The following is a 17,842-nucleotide window of genomic DNA, read 5'->3' as shown; positions in this document are numbered from 1 at the left end:
TTGGGCCGCATTTCAGCCGCCCGAGAGCACCCGGACCAGTTCCTCCGCCGTACGGCAGCGGTCCAGCAGCTCCTTGACGTGGTTCCTCGTGCCCCGCAGCGGTTCCAGGGTCGGGACCCGCTGGAGCGAGTCGCGCCCCGGCAGGTCGAAGATGACCGAGTCCCAGGAGGCCGCCGCGACGTCGTCCGCGTACTGCTCCAGGCAGCGGCCGCGGAAGTACGCCCTGGTGTCCTCGGGGGGCTTCGTCTCGGACCTGGTGACCGCGTCCTCGTCCAGCAGCCGCTTCATCCTGCCGCGGGCCGCCAGGCGGTTGTACAGGCCCTTGTCGGGCCGTACGTCCGCGTACTGGAGGTCGACCAGGTGGAGCCTGGCCGCGTCCCAGTCGAGGTTGTCGCGTCGGCGGTAGCCCTCCAGGAGCTCCCGCTTGGCGATCCAGTCCAGTTCCCCGGACAGGCTCATCGGGTCGTTCTCCAGGCGGTTCAGCACGTCCTCCCACCGAGTGAGGACGTCCTTGGTCTGGTCGTCGGCGTCCGCCCCGAACCTCTCCTCCACGTACTTCCTGGCGAGCTCGAAGTACTCCATCTGGAGCTGCACGGCGGTCAGTGACCGGCCGCTGCGCAGTGTGACCAGGTGCTGGAGGTCGGGGTCGTGGGAGACCTGGTGGAGAGTGCGCACGGGCTGGTCGACGGCGAGGTCGACGTTGATGAAGCCGTCCTCGATCATCGACAGGACCAGAGCCGTCGTGCCGAGCTTCAGGTACGTCGAGATCTCGGAGAGGTTGGCGTCTCCGATGATGACGTGCAGCCTGCGGTACTTCTCGGCGTCGGAGTGGGGTTCGTCGCGGGTGTTGATGATGGGGCGCTTGAGGGTGGTCTCCAGGCCCACTTCGACCTCGAAGTAGTCGGCTCGCTGGCTGATCTGGAAGCCGTGTTCGTGTCCGTCCTGGCCGATGCCGACGCGTCCCGCTCCGGTGATGACCTGGCGGGAGACGAAGAACGGGGTGAGGTGGCGCACGATGTCCGAGAAGGGGGTCTCCCGCTTCATCAGGTAGTTCTCGTGCGTGCCGTAGGAGGCGCCCTTGTTGTCGGTGTTGTTCTTGTAGAGCAGGATCGGCTGGGCGCCGGGGAGTTGGGCGGCGCGTTCGGCGGCCTCGGCCATGATGCGCTCGCCCGCCTTGTCCCAGAGGACGGCGTCCATCGGGTTGGTGATCTCCGGGGAGCTGTACTCGGGGTGTGCGTGGTCGACGTAGAGCCGTGCGCCGTTCGTCAGGATGACGTTGGCGAGGCCGATGTCCTCGTCGGTGAGCTGGCTGGAGTCTGCTGCTTCGCGGGCGAGGTCGAAGCCCCGGGCGTCGCGCAGGGGGTTCTCTTCTTCGAAGTCCCAGCGGGCGCGGCGCGCCCTGTGCATCGCGGCCGCGTAGGCGTTGACGATCTGGGACGAGGTGAGCATGGCATTGGCGTTGGGGTGGCCGGGGACGGAGATCCCGTATTCCGTCTCGATGCCCATTACTCGACGTACGGTCATGCGGCCCTCCTTGCCCGGCGCCGCCCCCGTCCTGGGGCGGTGCTCATGTACCGCTGTCTGGGGTACGTGTGCGGTGTCCGTCCCCGCACTGTGCGACCGGCGGTGGCGGTACGCCAAGAGCCTAGAACGCCTTTGCGCTGGTGGGGAGATCGATTGCGTGTTTGCTCCACAATGGCTTCCACATTGGCTGTGAAGTTGTGGGAGCGGTGGGGGAATGCGTCGGCTGCGGATACCGGGCGGGGTGTCCGCTGGTATCCGCAGCCGGGTTGCGTATTACAGGTACTGACCGGTGTTTGCCACCGTGTCGATGGAGCGTCCGGTGTCTGCGCCCTGCTTTCCGGTGACGAGCGTGCGGATGAACACGATCCGTTCGCCCTTCTTGCCGGAGATGCGGGCCCAGTCGTCGGGGTTGGTGGTGTTGGGCAGGTCCTCGTTCTCCTTGAACTCGTCCACGCACGCCTGGATCAGGTGGGCGATCCTGAGGCCCTTCTGGTTGTGGTCGAGGAATGCCTTGATCGCCATTTTCTTGGCCCGGTCGACGATGTTCTGGATCATCGCGCCGGAGTTGAAGTCCTTGAAGTAGAGGACTTCCTTGTCGCCGTTGGCGTACGTGACTTCGAGGAAGCGGTTTTCCTCGGTTTCGGCGTACATCTGCTCGACGACGGTTTGGATCATGCTGTGTACGGCGACGTCCTTGGAGCCGGTGTGCTCCGCGAGGTCGTCGGCGTGCAGGGGCAGGGTCGCCTTGAGGTACTTGGCGAAGATGTCCTTGGCGGCTTCGGCGTCGGGGCGTTCGATCTTGATTTTGACGTCGAGTCGTCCGGGTCGCAGGATCGCGGGGTCGATCATGTCTTCGCGGTTGGAGGCGCCGATGACGATGACGTTCTCCAGCCCTTCCACGCCGTCGATCTCGGCGAGCAGCTGGGGGACGATGGTGTTCTCCACGTCCGAGCTGACGCCGGATCCGCGGGTGCGGAAGAGGGATTCCATCTCGTCGAAGAAGACGATGACGGGGGTTCCCTCGCTGGCCTTTTCGCGTGCGCGTTGGAAGACGAGCCGGATGTGGCGCTCGGTCTCGCCGACGTACTTGTTGAGGAGTTCGGGGCCCTTGATGTTGAGGAAGTAGGACTTCCCCTGGGGCTGGCCGGTGACTTCGGCGACCTTCTTGGCAAGGGAGTTGGCGACGGCCTTGGCGATGAGGGTCTTGCCGCAGCCGGGCGGGCCGTAGAGCAGGATGCCCTTCGGTGGCCGCAGTTCGTGCTCCTTGAAGAGGTCGGGGTAGAGGTAGGGGAGTTCGACGGCGTCTCGGATCAGTTCGATCTGGTCGCCCAGGCCGCCGATCTTCTCGTAGTCGACGTCCGGTACCTCTTCGAGGACGAGGTCCTCGACCTCGCTCTTGGGGATGATTTCGTAGACGTAGCCGGAGCGGGGTTCGAGGAGCAGGGCATCGCCGGGGCGGATGGTGACGTCCAGCAGCGGCTCGGCGAGCCTGACCACCCGTTCCTCGTCGGTGTGCCCGGTGACCAGGGCGCGTTCGCCGTCCTCAAGGATTTCCTTGAGGGTGACGATGTCCCCGGCGCGCTCGAACTCCATGGCTTCGACCACGTTGAGTGCTTCGTTGAGCATTACTTCCTGGCCGCGTCGGAGCTCTTCGAGCTCGACGCCGGGGCTGACGTTCACCCGGAGTTTGCGGCCCCCGGTGAAGATGTCGGCCGTGCCGTCCTCGTTGGCTTCCAGGAACACTCCGAAGCCGGCCGGCGGCTGTGCGAGCCGGTCCACTTCTTCTTTGAGGGCCACGATCTGGTCGCGGGCCTCGCGGAGTGTGTTGGCGAGCCGCTCGTTCTGGGCGGACACGCCTGCCAGGTTGGTCTGCAGCTCGACGATCCGCTCTTCGAGAATCCTCGTGTGACGCGGAGAGTCGGCGAGCTTGCGTCGCAGGACGGCGATTTCCTGCTCTAGATAGGCAACCTGTCCGGCGGGGTCCTCGGACCCTCGCGCGGGCCGGATGCCGCGGTTGATGTCGTCGTCGTGGGCTGCCACGGTCCTCACCTCCTCCAAGGGGAGCTGGACGCTTCCTGACCCTACCTGGGTGGGTGCTGGTTGAAACCCCTAGATCACAAACAGGATCGCGGAGTGTCTGATCTTCACCCTTGCGTACTCCCTCACACTGGGGGGATACCCACCCAGCAACATCGGAAAGCGGGCGGTTGTATCGTCGAAGTGTTCAACACCCGTCAGGGCTGGCTTCAATTGGTGCATACCGCGCAGGGAACGGCAGGAGATATGACCGTGCAGGAAGAGGCTCCCACCGCAGACGGTGCCCAGGTCGGGGACCCTCTTGAGGTGTGGATCGACCAGGACCTCTGCACCGGCGACGGGATCTGTGCGCAGTACGCGCCGGAGGTTTTCGAGCTCGACATCGACGGGCTCGCGTATGTGAAGAGTGGTGACGACGAGTTGCTGCAGTCGCCCGGTGCGACGACGCCGGTCCCGTTGCCGTTGTTGCAGGACGTGGTGGACTCGGCGAAGGAGTGCCCGGGCGACTGCATTCATGTGCGTCGGGTTTCGGACAGGGTCGAGGTGTTCGGGCCGGACGCGGAGTAGGCGTCGTCGGCGTCCTCGGGGGTTTTCAGACGCTGCGGGCGTCTGTGGTGGCGGAGCGGAGGAACTTTCCGTTCCGCCACTTCCATGTCGTGTGCTGCCGGGTGTCGGGGCAGCAGCGGGCGACGGTGTCGGAGGAGTAGCCGAGGAGGGTCGCGGTGACGGTTTCGCCGGTGATCGTGAGGTCGGTGACGTTCTGCTTCTCGGTGGGGTCGAGGAGGGTCGCGATGACGCGGTTCGGTCGGGTGAGTACGTAGATTCCGCCGGCGGGCGTGCCGATGCCGCTGTCGCAGCGGACGGCGGCGACGGTTTCGGGGTTCTTGTCGCCGTCGAGGTCGCCGGTGGCCTTCTTGACGACGACGGGTTTTCCGGCGCGGCAGGTCAGGGGGTAGGTGGCGGTTGCCGCGTCGGGGGCGGGGCCGACCGCTGCCGGGGCCTGGGGGGCGTTGCGCGGTGCCGTCTGGGAGGCGGTGGCCGGTGCTGGCTGGAGCAGTCCGGCCAGGGCTACGACCGCTGCGGTGGCGGCTGCGGTGGCGAGCCAGTGCATCGCGCGGGGCCGGGTGTGTGCGAGGTCCGGGAGCGCGGTGTTCTGCACGCGGGGGTCTCCTGTGGGGCTGTGCCGGGAGGGGCGCCGGCGACGGGAGGGGTGCCGGAATCGTGCCACACGGGGTGGTGGGAGGGAACGCCGGGGTGGGGGCTTCGTACAAAGAATCCGTCAGTGCGGGCGGGGCAAGGCAAAGGCGCCGCCGTCCAGTTCTCGTGTCGGTCCGGGAACTGGACGGCGGCGCCGGTCTGTTGGGGCGGCCTGCCGGGTGGTTTTTACGCCTCCGTGCTGTTGCCGCGCTCCTTGTTGGGGCCTTCGTAGTCGTCGCCGTAGGAGCCCTTGGAGGGGCGGCGGCGGCGCATGGGGGGCTCGACGCCGTCGGCGAGGCGCCGGGCGGTGACGAGGAAGCCGGTGTGGCCGATCATGCGGTGGTCCGGGCGGACGGCGAGGCCCTCGACGTGCCAGTTGCGGACCATGGATTCCCACGGCTGGGGTTCGGCGAAGCAGCCGATCTCGCGGATGGACTCGACGGTCCTGGCGAGCTGGGTGGTGGTGGCGACGTAGGCGCACATGATGCCGCCGGGTACGAGCGCCTTGGAGACGGCTTCGAGCGTTTCCCAGGGGGCGAGCATGTCGAGTACGACGCGGTCGACCTCGGTGTCGGAGAGGTTGTCCTGGAGGTCGCCGACGGTGAGGGTCCACGCGGGGTGGGGTCCGCCGAAGTAGCGTTCGACGTTGCCCTGGGCGATGTCCGCGAAGTCCTGGCGGCGCTCGTAGGAGTGCAGCATTCCGTGGTCGCCGACGGCGCGCAGGAGGAAGGCGCTGAGCGCTCCGGAGCCCACTCCCGCTTCGACGACGCGGGCGCCGGCGAAGATGTCGGCGAAGGCCAGGATCTGCCCCGCGTCCTTGGGGTAGACCACGGCTGCGCCGCGGGGCATGGACAGGACGTAGTCGGGGAGCAGGGGGCGGAGTGCCAGGTAGGCGACGTTCCCCGTGGTACGGACAACACTGCCCTCGGACGCCCCGATCAGCTCGTCGTGCGAGAAGGCACCCTTGTGGGTGTGGAACTGCTTCCCGGCTTCGAGCGTGAACGTGTAGTGGCGGCCCTTGGGGTCAGTCAGCTGGACCTGGTCCCCGACCTTGAAGGGCCCGCGTCGGCGGGCGGCACCGGTCGGTTCGGACATGTGACCAGCCTACCGGCTGTTTGGATGCCTTCTCGCCGCGCCTGTTTCCGGCGGGGGCTCTAGCGGGGGCGGGCCATGGCCTTGACGAAGGCGCGCTCGACGTCGGCGGTGGAGAGGACTCCGTAGATCTCGCCGGTGTCCTCGATGACGAGGTATTCGGTGGCGGGGGCTGCGCGGAGGCGGTCGAGGAGGGCTTCGCCGGCGAGTTCGGCGGGGATGCGCATGTCGTCGGTGAGGTCGGCGGCGAGGCCGCTGACGGCGACCCAGGGGCGTCGGTGTTCGGGGACGTTGCCGATGGCGGTTTCGCGGACGACGGCGGTGGGGGTGCCGTGTCCGTCGACGACGACGAGGGCGCGGGCGCCTGCTTCGTTGGCGCGGCGGAGGGCTTCGGAGAGGGGGGTGGCGGATTCGACGGGGACGGCGCGGCGGGTGAGGGTGCGGGCGCGGAGGTCGGGGAGGTGCTGGCGCAGGCGGGCCATGCGGAGGCTGTTTCCGGCGCCGGTCCAGATGATGGCGGCGAGGATCGCGGCGAGGAGTGCGTCGAGGACGGTGTCGAAGCCGGTGATGTCTTGCGTCTTGTTGCCGAGGGCGCCGGTGTGGGTGAGGAGGGGGAGGCCGATGAGGACGGCGACGGCGAGGGCGCGGCCGACCCAGGCGGCGGCGACGGTGCCGGTCATGGGGTTGCCGGTGATCTTCCAGACGACTGCGCGGAGCATGCGTCCGCCGTCGAGGGGCAGGCCGGGGAGGAGGTTGAAGACGGCGACGATGAGGTTGGAGATCATCAGGCCGGCGAGGAGGACGCCGGGGACGGTGCCTGCTTCGACGAGGTCCATGGCCCAGTAGAAGAGTCCGGCGAGGGCGAGGGAGAGGAGGGGGCCGACGAAGGCGAGGACGAATTCGCGGCCCGGGGTCTCGGTCTCCTTCTCGATTTCGGAGACGCCGCCGAAGAACTGGAGCTGGATGCGCCGTACGGGGAGTTTGAAGCGGAGGGCTGCGACGGTGTGGGCGAGTTCGTGGACCAGTACGGAGGCGTAGAAGGCGACGGCGAAGAAGAGCGAGACGAGGTAGCGGGCCGCGCCGAGCTCGGGCAGGACGAGGTCGAGCTGGCCGCCGAAGACCCAGGTGATGAGGGCGGCGACGAGGAACCAGCTGGGGGCGACGTAGACGGGGACGCCGAAGGGGCGGCCCATGAGGAGGCCGCCGCCGGGGTTGCCGGGGCGTTCGGTGGGGGTCTGCGTGTCCTTGCCGGTGGGGGTGGAGTCCGTGCCGGTGGCGCGGGTGCCGTCCGTGCGGATGCCGTCCGTGCGGGAGTCGTCCGTGCGGGTTTTGTCCGTGCCGGGTTGGGGGCGTCCGCTGTCGCCGCTCTCGTCGCGCTCGTCCACGGGTTCCCTTCGTTGGGCTTGCGTCTCGTCGGTGGTGCTGTGCTGTCGGTCGTGCTGGGTAAACAGTTGTTGAAGCCTGTGTCGCTCTGGTGCCGTTGTGCGGGGCATTGCCCCGATCATGCAGTGCGAGGGGGTCTGCCGTCGATGGTAGGCGGGGTGTTGTCAGTGGCGGGCCGTAGGGTCTGAGTCATGAATACGAGTACCGGTCCTGCGGATGCGGCGAGGCGGCCCGCGTCGTTGTCCCCGTCGCGTGCGAGCGACTTCATGCAGTGTCCGCTGCTGTACCGGTTCCGGGTGATCGACAAGCTGCCGGAGAAGCCGAGTGAGGCGGCTACCCGGGGCACGCTGGTCCATGCCGTGCTGGAGAAGCTGTTCGACGATCCGGCGGTGGAGCGGACGGCTCCGAGGGCGCGGGCGATGGTGCCGGGGCAGTGGGACCGGCTGCTGGAGTCGAAGCCGGAGCTGGCGGAGCTGTTCGCGGGTGACGCGGAGGGTGAGCGGCTGACGCGGTGGCTGGGGCAGGCGGAGGACCTGGTCGAGAAGTGGTTCACGCTGGAGGACCCGACGCGTCTTGAGCCTGCGGAGCGGGAGCTCTTCGTGGAGACGGAGCTGGAGTCGGGGCTGCGGCTGCGCGGGGTGATCGACCGGGTGGATGTCGCGCCGACGGGTGAGGTGCGGATCGTCGACTACAAGACGGGGAAGGCGCCGCGTCCGGAGTACGCGGAGGGTGCGCTGTTCCAGATGAAGTTCTACGCGCTGGTGATCTGGCGGTGGAAGCGGGTCGTGCCGCGCAGGCTTCAGCTGGTGTATCTGGGCAGTGGGGACGTGCTGACGTACGACCCGAACGAGGCGGACCTGGAGCGGATGGAGCGGAAGCTGCATGCGTTGTGGGAGGCGATCGTGGAGGCGACGGAGACGGGGGAATGGCGGCCTCGGCCGACGAAGCTGTGCGGGTGGTGTGATCACCAGGCGGTGTGCCCGGAGTTCGGGGGCACTCCCCCGGTGTATCCGCTGCCGGTGGTGCCGAGGCAGTCGGGGGCGGATGCTCCCCGTTAGGCACGGGGGGCCGTGTCCCTTGTGCGGCTCCGCCGCGGCTGGCCAGTACGCGCCCGTTAGGGGCGCGGGGAACTGCGCGGCCAGCCCCCACGCACCCGCACGTCTCCGGGACTGCCGCGCGGCGAGCGCTTTAGGTGAAGGGGCGGGGAGGGGCAGCCCGCCGCAGGCGCACCCGGGTGCGGCGCACCCGATGGCGGAGGTAACGGCGGGCGGCTCCGGGGTGGGCCCCTTGCGAGGGGTGCGCCGGTGGCGGGGCTGGTCGGGGGTGCTCCGGGGTGGGCCCGGAGCGAGGGGTGCCGCCCCCTTGCCCGCCCGTTCCGCCCCCGGGGGGCGGCCCCGCCGCCCAAGGGGGCGAGGCGGAAGCGGAGAGGGGCTGGCCCCGCCGTCCAAGGGGGCGAGGCGGGGGCGGAGCCCAAGGGGGCGAGGGAGGCGGAGAAGGGCTGGCCCCGTCGTCCAAGGGGGCTCGGCGGAAGCGGAGGGGGCTCGGCGGAGGCGGAGAGGGCTTCAGGGTGGCGGGGGACTGTGCGACCGGCCGTCCGCAGACCCGCACGGGCACCCGTCGAGTCACGGCGCGTCCGCGCGTGCGGGCCCCGGGGTCGGCGGGAGTGGGGGCAGGGCAGAATGGGGCGGGTCTAGCGAAGGAGTACCTGTGGCTATCCGCGTCCTACTGGTCGACGACCAGCCCCTGCTGCGTACCGGTTTCCGGATGATTCTGGAGGCCGAGCAGGACCTTGCGGTCGTCGGCGAGGCCGGTGACGGTTTGCAGGCGCTCGATCAGGTGCGGGCGTTGCAGCCCGATGTGGTGCTGATGGACATCCGGATGCCGCGGATGGACGGGGTGGAGGCGACTCGGCAGATCACGGGTCCGGGGCGTGACGGTCCGGCGAAGGTGCTGGTGCTGACGACGTTCGACCTGGACGAGTACGTGGTGGAGGCGCTGCGGGCGGGGGCCAGCGGGTTCCTGCTGAAGGATGCTCCGGCGCACGAGTTGGTGCAGGCGATCCGGGTGGTCGCCGCGGGTGAGGCGATGCTGGCGCCGAGCATCACGCGCCGTCTGCTGGACAAGTACGCGGATCATCTGCCGTCGGGCGAGGACGAGATGCCGGACACTCTGCACACGCTGACCGAGCGTGAGGTGGAGGTGCTGAAGCTGGTGGCGCGCGGGTTGTCGAACGCGGAGATCGCGGCGGACCTGTTCGTGAGCGAGACGACCGTCAAGACGCATGTGGGCCATGTGCTGACGAAGCTGGGGCTGCGCGACCGGGTGCAGGCCGCGGTGTACGCGTACGAGAGCGGTCTGGTGCGGCCGGGCGCGCAGTAGTCGGGGCGTGGGCGGTACGGGAGCGGGGCCGCGCGGAATTGTTCCGCGCGGCCCCGTTCTCGTACCGTGCGGTACGTCAGTGGGGCCCGCCGGAGAGGATTCCGGCGGGCCCCACTGGCGTACGGGTGGCGTGCTCAGCTCTTGCTGATCTCCCAGAAGCGGAAGACCGTCGAGGTGTCGAGGGTCCACTCCAGGCCGGAGACGTTCGACCGGGCGACGGCGTACTGCTTGCCCTGCCAGAGCGGGAGGAGGGGGACGTCCTCGGCGACGAGGTTCTGGAGGCGGTTGAACTCCTCGGAGGTGGCGCCTCGGTCGGCGGCGGCCGCGCTGGCGGGGAGGAGCTTGTTGGTGATCTCGGTGTTCTCGTAGTTGTTGGAGATCACGTTGCCCTCGCCGAAGAACGGCTGGGTGAAGTTCTCCGGGTCCGGGTAGTCGGGGACCCAGCCCTTGACGTAGGCGCCGTACTTTCCGGCGGCGATGTCCTTCTCGTACTGGCCCTGTTCGACGGACTTGACGTCGGCGTCGAAGAGGCCGCTGCGGTTGAGCTGCTTGGCGAGGGTCTTGAACTCCTCGACGGTGGCGGGGCCGTAGCGGCTGGGGGTGGCCCAGAGGGTGAGCTTGACCTTGCCCTTGATGCCTTCGCCGCGCAGGGCCTCGCGGGCCTTGGCGGGCTGGGGGCGGCTGCCGTACCGGTTGAAGAAGGCGGTGTTGTGGCCGTTGATGCCCGCGGGGACGATCGAGTAGAGCGGGGTGGCGGTCGACTGGTAGACGTCGCGGACGAGCGCTTCGCGGTCGACGAGGTAGGCGATGGCGCGGCGGACGCCGGGCTTGCCGACGACGGGGTCCTTGGCGTTGAAGACGAGGTGGTGGACTTCGGCGCTGCTGCCTTCGACGGGGTCCAGGCGCTGGTCGCCGCTGACGGCTTCGGCTTCGGTGGCGGCGGTGTCCTTGGCGGTGAGACCTCGGTAGGCGAAGTCGATGTCGCCCTTCTTGAGCGCTTGCGCGAGGGCCTTGCGGTCGTCGTGGAAGAGCTTGAGGGTCATGCCGGTGTTCTTGATCTTGGCGGTGCCTCGGTAGCCGTTGTTGACGGTGAAGGCGGCCTGGCCCTTGCCGAAGGAGTCGAGCCGGTAGGGGCCGGAGCCGTCGGCCTTGCCGTCGGTGCGGAGCTTGTCTGCGGGGTAGGCGCGGTGGTCGACGATGGACCCGGCGCCGGAGGCGATCTTGCTGGGGAAGGTCGCGTCGGGGACCTTGAGGTGGAAGACGACCTTGCTGTCGTCGGGGGTGTCGATGCTCTTGATGGTGGAGAGCATGACGGCCGGCCCGGCGGGGTCGTTGATCTTCAGGGTGCGCTCGAAGGAGTACTTGACGTCCTGGGAGGTGAGCGGGTTGCCGTTGCTGAAGGTGAGGCCCTCGCGCAGGGTGCAGCGGTAGACGGTGCTGCCCGTGTCGAAGGCGCAGTTCTGGGCGGCCTCGGGCTGGGGCTCGGAGCCGCCCTTGGGGAAGGCGAGCAAGGACTGGAAGACGTTGTTGAAGAGCAGCCAGGAGCCGGGGTCGTAGCCGGAGGCCGGGTCGGTGGCCTTGATCTCGTCGGACATGCCCATGGTGACGGGCTGTCCGGTGCCGCTCGTGCTGCCGCCACCGCTGCTGCTGGTGGTTCCGCAGCCGGTGAGGAGGCCGGCCGACAGCCCTGCTGTGAGGAGGGCCGTCGGCCACTTACGTATCTGCACCGCGTGTCTCAGACTTTCGTGGGGGTGTGGTCGTGCGTGCGTACCGGTGGTACGTCGTGCGGGAAGGGCGATGGGGGTGGGGGTGGGGGTCAGGCGACGCCTCGGCCGAGTTCCCAGAGCTGGAGGTCGGCGGCGAAGTTGACGGCCCATTCGGTGCCGGTGATGTCGCTGCGGGCGGCGATGTACTGCTTGCCCTGCCAGAGCGGGAGGATCGGGACGTCGTCGGCGACGATGTCCTGGATCTTCTCGAAGGTGCCGGTGGCGGCGCCTCGGTCCTGCTCGCGGCGGGACTGCGGGATGAGCTGGGTGCGGATCTGGTCGTTGACGTAGGGGCTGTTGAGGAAGTTCGACTTGTCGAGGAACGGTGCGACGTAGTTGTCGGCGTCGGTGAAGTCGGGGAACCAGCCCATGCCGTAGACGGCGTACTTTCCGGCCTTCTGCGACTCGCTGAAGGTGCTCCACGGGACGCCCTGGAGGGTCACGTCGAAGAGCTTGGAGCCGTTGAGCTGCTTCTGCAGGATCTCGAACTCCTTCTTCGTGGCGGAGCCGTAGTGGTCGGTGGTGTACGTCAGGGTCAGCTTGACGGGGGTGGTGATGCGCGCGCCGCGCAGCAGGTCCCCGGCCTTCTTCACGTCACCCGCGGTGTACTTGTTGAAGAAGGAGTTCTTGTGGCCGGAGATGCTCGTGGGGATGATCGAGTAGAGCGGTTCGGCGCTGTCTCCGTACACGGCCCGGGCGAGGGCGGTGCGGTCGATGACGGTGGCCATGGCCTGGCGAACGGCCTTGTTCTTGACGGCGGGGTCCTCGGTGTCGAAGCCGAGGTAGCGGATCTCCAGTCCGGGGAGTTCGACGAGCTTGATGCCCTGGTCGCGCTTGCCGGACAGGTCGGTGATCTGCTGGGGGGTGATGGTGCGCGACATCATGTCGATCTCGCCGCTCTTCAGCGCCTTCTCCATGGACTCGGAGTCCTTGTAGGAGCGGATCTCGACCTTGTCGTTGTTGAACGTGACGCCGCCCTTGTACTTCGGGTTCTTGGTGAAGACGGCCTTGGTGAAGTTCGCGCCGTCCTTGTCGACCTTGACGGTGTACGGTCCGGAGCCGGTGACCTCGAAGCCCGCGCGCACCTTGTCGGCGGCGTAGGTCTGGTCGTCGACGATGGAGGCGGCGGGGGTGGCCAGCTTGTACGGGAAGGTGGCGTCGGGGGTCTTGAGGTGGAAGACCACCTCGTTCTCGCCCTTGGCCTCGACGATGTCGATGTTGGTGAGGAGGGAGACCGGGCCGTTCCGGTCCTTGATCTTCAGGGAGCGCTCGATGGAGAACTTCACGTCGGCGGCGTTGAGGGCCTTGCCGTCGGAGAAGGTGAGTCCGCTGCGCAGCTTGCAGCGGTAGCTGGTGTTCTTGGTGTCGGTGAACTGGCAGCTCTCGGCGGCCTCGGTGACGGGTTCGCCGCCGCCGCGCGGGACGCGCATGAGGGTCTGGAGGGTCTGCCGCAGGACGTTCCAGGCGCCGACGTCGTAGGAGTGGGCCGGGTCGAAGGGGGCGGGGGCGGCCTTCGTGGCGACGAAGCTGTCCGTGGTGCCCACGACGATGGGCTTGCCGGCGCCTTCGGCGGTGTCCGTGCCGCCGCAGGCGGCCAGTACGGGGGTGATCAGTACGGCTATCGCCGGCAGCACCAGAGTCTTGCGGTTCATCCTGGACGTTCTCCCTCGACCGGCGCTGCAATGCCTGTAATGCAGCTATGTACGAACACTTCGCCTTTTTCCGCTTGTTGGGGCGGGCGGACCGGGCCGGCTGCCGAACCGCAATGGCGTGCGGCGAAGTTCTCGCGTCGAGATTAGTGGTGCGGGGGCGCCGGGCCGACCGCTTCGGCCTGCGGCGGTGGGGCGTTCCGGTGGAGGCGGGGCCGGGGAATCTTTCGTACACAAATCCACGAATCCGGACACAAGGGCACGCGAAACGGCCCGCCGACGGGGGTTCTCGGGTGGTGGAACCCTTACCGGCGGGCCGTCTCGTGACCAAGCTCACCCCATGAATACATTTACGGAGGAGTGAATTCCTCCTAGCGAATCTCACTCATGCCGCACGGTCCGCTCCCCTGCGTTTCCGCATTCCGGTCAATGCACGCTGCGTGCCCGGATCAGTGCATTCCCGTGAACAGCGTACGGAGAAATGCGAGGTTCACTTCTTCGAGCGAGCCGACCACGACGCGCCCTTGGGCCGGGGCGATCGGTGCGACCGAGGGGACGGCGACGACCCGGCAGCCCGCCGCTTCGGCGGAGGCCACTCCGGTCGCGGTGTCCTCGACGACCGCGCAGCGGGCGGGGTCCGCGCCGAGGCTGCCGGCGGCGTGGAGGTAGGGGTCGGGGTGGGGCTTCGTACGGGCGATCTCGTCGCCCGCGACGGTCAGGTCGAAGGAGGCGTGCGGGCCGACCGATTCCAGGATGCGGTCGATGATGCGCCGGTGGGAGGCCGAGACGAGGGCCGTGGGGACGGCGTGTGCGCGCAGCTCGGCCAGCAGGGCGGCGGCTCCCGGCATCATGGGTACGCCGCGGGTGATGCGGGCCTCGAAGCTGTCGTTGAGGGCGACGGTCAGTTCGGGGAGGGTGATGTCGGCACCGGTGGACTCGATGAGGAATCCGGCGCTGCGGGTCATGGGGCCGCCGACGACCACGTCCCGCCAGGATTCGTCCAGTTGGTGTCCGAGGGCGGCGAAGACGTCTCTCTCGGCCTCCCACCAGAGGCCCTCGGTGTCGACGAGGGTGCCGTCCATGTCCAGGAAGACCGCCTGGAGGGTGGAACCTTCGGCCGTACTGGTCATCGGCGCGGGAACCGTACTGGTCATTCGGGCACACCTCCTGAGGGACGAGAAGGCCGGTCGCCCTCCGAGTGGGAGGGGCGACCGGCCTGCACTGGGCCGACCAGTGTACGTCCGGGGCGGTGAACGCGCCGTTCCTTGTTCCTGCGTACCGCTTAACGCGCGTTGAAGTATTTCGCCTCGGGGTGGTGGATGACGATCGCGTCGGTGGACTGCTCGGGGTGGAGCTGGAACTCCTCGGAGAGGTGGACGCCGATGCGCTCGGGTTCCAGGAGTTCGGCGATCTTGGCGCGGTCCTCCAGGTTGGGGCAGGCGCCGTAGCCCAGCGAGAAGCGGGCGCCTCGGTACTTGAGGTCGAACATGTCCTTCACGTCGGAGGGGTCCTCCCCCGCGAAGCCGAGCTCGGAGCGGACCCGGGCGTGCCAGTACTCGGCCATGGCCTCGGCGAGCTGGACGGAGAGGCCGTGGAGTTCGAGGTAGTCGCGGTAGGCGTTGGCCTCGAAGAGCTTGGCGGTCTCCTCGCCGATGCGGGAGCCGACGGTGACGACCTGGAGGCCGACGACGTCGACTTCGCCGCTCTCCTCGGGGCGGAAGAAGTCCGCGAGGCACAGGCGGCGGCCCCGGCGCTGGCGGGGGAAGGAGAAGCGGGTGCGCTCGGAGCCGTCCTCGTTGAGGAGGATCAGGTCGTCGCCCTTGGAGACGCAGGGGAAGTAGCCGTAGACGACTGCTGCTTCCAGGAGGCCCTCGGTGTGGAGCTTGTCGAGCCAGCCGCGCAGGTGCGGGCGGCCTTCGGTCTCCACCAGCTCCTCGTACGTCGGTCCGCCCTTGCGGGCTTCCTTCAGGCCCCACTGGCCCTTGAAGAGGGCGCCCTCGTCGAGCCAGGAGGCGTACTCCTTGAGCGGGATTCCCTTGATGACGCGGGTGCCCCAGAACGGCGGGGTGGGGATCTTGTTGTCGGTGGAGGTGTCGGAGCGGACCTGGCCCTCGGGCTGTTCCTCGACCTCCAGGACGGGGGTGTCCCGCTTGGGGACGCGGCGCTGCTTGAGCTCGGGGAGCTTGGCTCCGGGGACGCCGCGCTTGACGCCGATGAGGGCGTCCATGAGGCGCAGGCCCTCGAACGCGTCGCGGGCGTAGCGGACTTCGCCCTCGTAGATCTCGTGGAGGTCCTGTTCGACGTACGCACGGGTGAGGGCCGCGCCGCCGAGGATGACGGGGAAGTCGGCGGCCATCTTGCGCTGGTTGAGCTCCTCCAGGTTCTCCTTCATGATCACCGTGGACTTGACCAGGAGGCCCGACATGCCGATGACGTCGGCCTTGTGCTCTTCGGCGGCTTCCAGGATCGCGGAGACGGGCTGCTTGATGCCGAGGTTGACGACGTTGTAGCCGTTGTTGGAGAGGATGATGTCGACGAGGTTCTTGCCGATGTCGTGGACGTCGCCCCGGACGGTGGCGAGCACGATGGTGCCCTTGCCCTCGTCGTCGGACTTCTCCATGTGGGGCTCCAGGTGGGCGACCGCGGTCTTCATGACCTCGGCGGACTGGAGCACGAACGGCAGCTGCATCTGGCCGGAGCCGAAGAGCTCGCCGACCACCTTCATGCCTTCGAGCAGGGTGTTGTTGACGATGTCGAGGGCGGGCGCGCCCAGGAGGGCTTCGTCGAGGTCGGCTTCGAGGCCGTTCTTCTCGCCGTCGATGATGCGGCGCTGGAGGCGCTCGTCGAGCGGGAGTGCCATCAGCTCTTCGGCGCGTCCGGCCTTCATGGACTTCATGTTGACGCCGTCGAAGAGCTCCATGAGCTTCTGGAGCGGGTCGTAGCCTTCGGAGCGGCGGTCGTACACGAGGTCGAGGGCGACCTTGACCTGCTCCTCCTCCAGCCGGGCGATGGGCAGGATCTTGGAGGCGTGGACGATCGCGGAGTCGAGGCCCGCCTTGACGCACTCGTCGAGGAAGACGGAGTTGAGGACGACGCGGGCGGCCGGGTTGAGGCCGAAGGAGATGTTGGACAGGCCCAGGGTGGTCTGGACGTCGGGGTGGCGCTTCTTGAGTTCGCGGATGGCGCCGATGGTGGCGATGCCGTCGCCCCGGGACTCCTCCTGGCCGGTGCAGATGGTGAAGGTGAGGACGTCGATGAGGATGTCGGACTCCTGCACCCCCCAGTTGCCGGTCAGGTCCTCGATGAGGCGCTCGGCGATGGCGACCTTGTGCTCGACGGTGCGGGCCTGGCCCTCTTCGTCGATGGTGAGGGCGATGAGGGCCGCGCCGTGCTCGACGGCCAGCTTCGTCACCTGCTGGAAGCGGGACTCGGGGCCGTCGCCGTCCTCGTAGTTGACGGAGTTGATGACGGCTCGGCCGCCGAGCATCTCCAGTCCGGCCCGGAGCACCGGGAGTTCGGTGGAGTCCAGGACGATGGGGAGGGTGGAGGCGGTGGCGAAGCGTCCGGCGAGTTCCTTCATGTCGGCGACGCCGTCGCGGCCCACGTAGTCGACGCAGAGGTCGAGCATGTGGGCGCCTTCGCGGATCTGGTCGCGGGCCATCTCCACGCAGTCGTCCCAGCGGGCCTCCAGCATGGCCTCGCGGAACTTCTTCGATCCGTTGGCGTTCGTACGTTCCCCGATGGCGAGGTACGAGGTGTCCTGGCGGAACGGCATCGTCTGGTAGAGCGAGGCGGCGCCGGGCTCGGGGCGGGGGTCGCGGACGGCGGGGGTCAGGCCGCGGGCGCGGTCGACGACCTGGCGCAGGTGCTCGGGGGTGGTGCCGCAGCAGCCGCCGATGAGGGAGAGGCCGTAGTCGTTGACGAAGGCTTCCTGGGCGTCGGCGAGGCCCTCGGGGCCGAGCGGGAAGTGTGCGCCGTTCTTGGTCAGGACGGGCAGACCGGCGTTCGGCATGCACATCAGCGGGGTCCGCGAGTGGCGGGCCAGGTAGCGCAGGTGCTCGCTCATCTCCTCGGGGCCGGTGGAGCAGTTGAGGCCGATGAGGTCGATGCCGAGGGGTTCCAGGGCGGTGAGGGCCGCGCCGATCTCGGAGCCCAGCAGCATGACGCCGGTGGTCTCGAAGGCGAGTGAGCAGATCAGCGGGACCTCAAGGCCGAGGGCGTCCATGGCGCGGCGGGCGCCGATGAGGGACGACTTGGTCTGGAGGAGGTCCTGCGTGGTCTCGACGATGAGGGCGTCGGCGCCGCCCGCGAGGAGGCCCTCGGCGTTCTGCTGGTAGCCGTCGCGCAGGACGTCGTACGTGGTGTGGCCCAGCGAGGGCAGCTTGGTGCCGGGGCCGATGGAGCCCAGCACCCAGCGCTGGCGGCCGTCGGCGGCGGTGAACTCGTCGGCGACCTCGCGGGCGATGCGGGCGCCGGACTCGGAGAGTTCGACGATGCGGTCGGCGATCTCGTACTCGTTGGCGGCGGAGTGGTTGGCGCCGAAGGTGTTGGTCTCGACGCAGTCGACGCCGACGGCGAAGTACTCCTTGTGGACGTTGCGGACGATGTCCGGGCGCGTCAGGTTGAGGATCTCGTTGCAGCCTTCGAGGTCCTGGAAGTCCTCAAGGGTGGGGTCCTGTGCCTGGAGCATCGTGCCCATCGCTCCGTCGGCGACCACTACACGGGAGGCGAGTGCCTCCCGGAGGGCTTCTGCTCGGCTGCGGGCGTCAAGCGTCGGGTTCGGCAACGAGGCCATGGATGAGCTCCCAGGGTTGC

12 protein-coding genes are annotated in these 17,842 nt (G+C 68.4%); 3 read left to right on the top strand and 9 right to left on the bottom strand.

Going from position 1 to position 17,842, the window contains the following annotated elements:
- Positions 1 to 12: 12 nt before the first annotated feature.
- The gene (gene dop, locus OG897_RS12595) at positions 13 to 1,524 is read right to left on the bottom strand and encodes a depupylase/deamidase Dop (RefSeq protein ID WP_353963750.1); all 1,512 of its coding nucleotides are present in this window, start codon (positions 1,522 to 1,524) and stop codon (positions 13 to 15) included.
- A gap of 273 nt (positions 1,525 to 1,797) precedes the next feature.
- Complete coding sequence (arc, locus tag OG897_RS12590) at positions 1,798 to 3,564, bottom strand: proteasome ATPase (protein ID WP_266655765.1); 1,767 nt, start codon at positions 3,562 to 3,564, stop codon at positions 1,798 to 1,800.
- A gap of 243 nt (positions 3,565 to 3,807) precedes the next feature.
- Here arc and OG897_RS12585 point away from each other — a divergent pair, with 243 nt between their 5' ends.
- A complete protein-coding gene (locus OG897_RS12585) occupies positions 3,808 to 4,128 on the top strand; it encodes a ferredoxin (RefSeq protein ID WP_266655763.1) in 321 nt (106 codons plus the stop codon).
- A gap of 25 nt (positions 4,129 to 4,153) precedes the next feature.
- On the opposite strand, the gene OG897_RS12580 is transcribed toward OG897_RS12585, so the two are convergent.
- The 3 genes from OG897_RS12580 to OG897_RS12570 form a co-directional block, all read right to left on the bottom strand.
- Positions 4,154 to 4,720 (bottom strand): hypothetical protein, encoded by a 567-nt coding sequence (locus OG897_RS12580; RefSeq protein WP_266655761.1) that lies wholly within the window; start codon positions 4,718 to 4,720, stop codon positions 4,154 to 4,156.
- Between the two features lie 224 nt (positions 4,721 to 4,944).
- Positions 4,945 to 5,853, bottom strand: coding sequence for a tRNA (adenine-N1)-methyltransferase (locus tag OG897_RS12575; protein ID WP_266655759.1), 909 nt, complete (start codon positions 5,851 to 5,853; stop codon positions 4,945 to 4,947).
- A gap of 59 nt (positions 5,854 to 5,912) precedes the next feature.
- Positions 5,913 to 7,235, bottom strand: a complete 1,323-nt coding sequence (locus OG897_RS12570) for a site-2 protease family protein (RefSeq protein WP_266655757.1) — start codon at positions 7,233 to 7,235, stop codon at positions 5,913 to 5,915.
- 189 nt (positions 7,236 to 7,424) lie between these two features.
- On the opposite strand from OG897_RS12570, the gene OG897_RS12565 reads away from it, so the two are divergent.
- Together OG897_RS12565 and OG897_RS12560 are read left to right on the top strand one after the other, a co-directional pair.
- Entirely contained in the window at positions 7,425 to 8,291 is an 867-nt protein-coding gene (locus OG897_RS12565) for a PD-(D/E)XK nuclease family protein (protein WP_266655755.1), read from the top strand.
- 649 nt (positions 8,292 to 8,940) lie between these two features.
- On the top strand, positions 8,941 to 9,612 hold the full coding sequence (locus OG897_RS12560) for a response regulator transcription factor (RefSeq protein ID WP_266655753.1): 672 nt from the start codon (positions 8,941 to 8,943) through the stop codon (positions 9,610 to 9,612).
- Positions 9,613 to 9,746: 134 nt separating this feature from the next.
- On the opposite strand, the gene OG897_RS12555 is transcribed toward OG897_RS12560, so the two are convergent.
- The 4 genes from OG897_RS12555 to metH form a co-directional block, all read right to left on the bottom strand.
- Positions 9,747 to 11,339 (bottom strand): ABC transporter substrate-binding protein, encoded by a 1,593-nt coding sequence (locus OG897_RS12555; RefSeq protein ID WP_266655751.1) that lies wholly within the window; start codon positions 11,337 to 11,339, stop codon positions 9,747 to 9,749.
- An 89-nt stretch (positions 11,340 to 11,428) separates the two neighbouring features.
- Positions 11,429 to 13,030, bottom strand: a complete 1,602-nt coding sequence (locus tag OG897_RS12550) for an ABC transporter substrate-binding protein (RefSeq protein ID WP_266655749.1) — start codon at positions 13,028 to 13,030, stop codon at positions 11,429 to 11,431.
- 446 nt (positions 13,031 to 13,476) lie between these two features.
- Positions 13,477 to 14,181, bottom strand: coding sequence for an HAD family phosphatase (locus OG897_RS12545; RefSeq protein WP_266655747.1), 705 nt, complete (start codon positions 14,179 to 14,181; stop codon positions 13,477 to 13,479).
- Positions 14,182 to 14,309: 128 nt separating this feature from the next.
- On the bottom strand, positions 14,310 to 17,822 hold the full coding sequence (gene metH, locus OG897_RS12540) for a methionine synthase (protein ID WP_266655745.1): 3,513 nt from the start codon (positions 17,820 to 17,822) through the stop codon (positions 14,310 to 14,312).
- Positions 17,823 to 17,842: the final 20 nt, after the last annotated feature.

It is taken from the genome of Streptomyces sp. NBC_00237, from assembly GCF_026342435.1.
Classification (GTDB): Bacteria; Actinomycetota; Actinomycetes; order Streptomycetales; family Streptomycetaceae; genus Streptomyces.
This window is presented reverse-complemented; position numbering and strand designations above follow the sequence as displayed.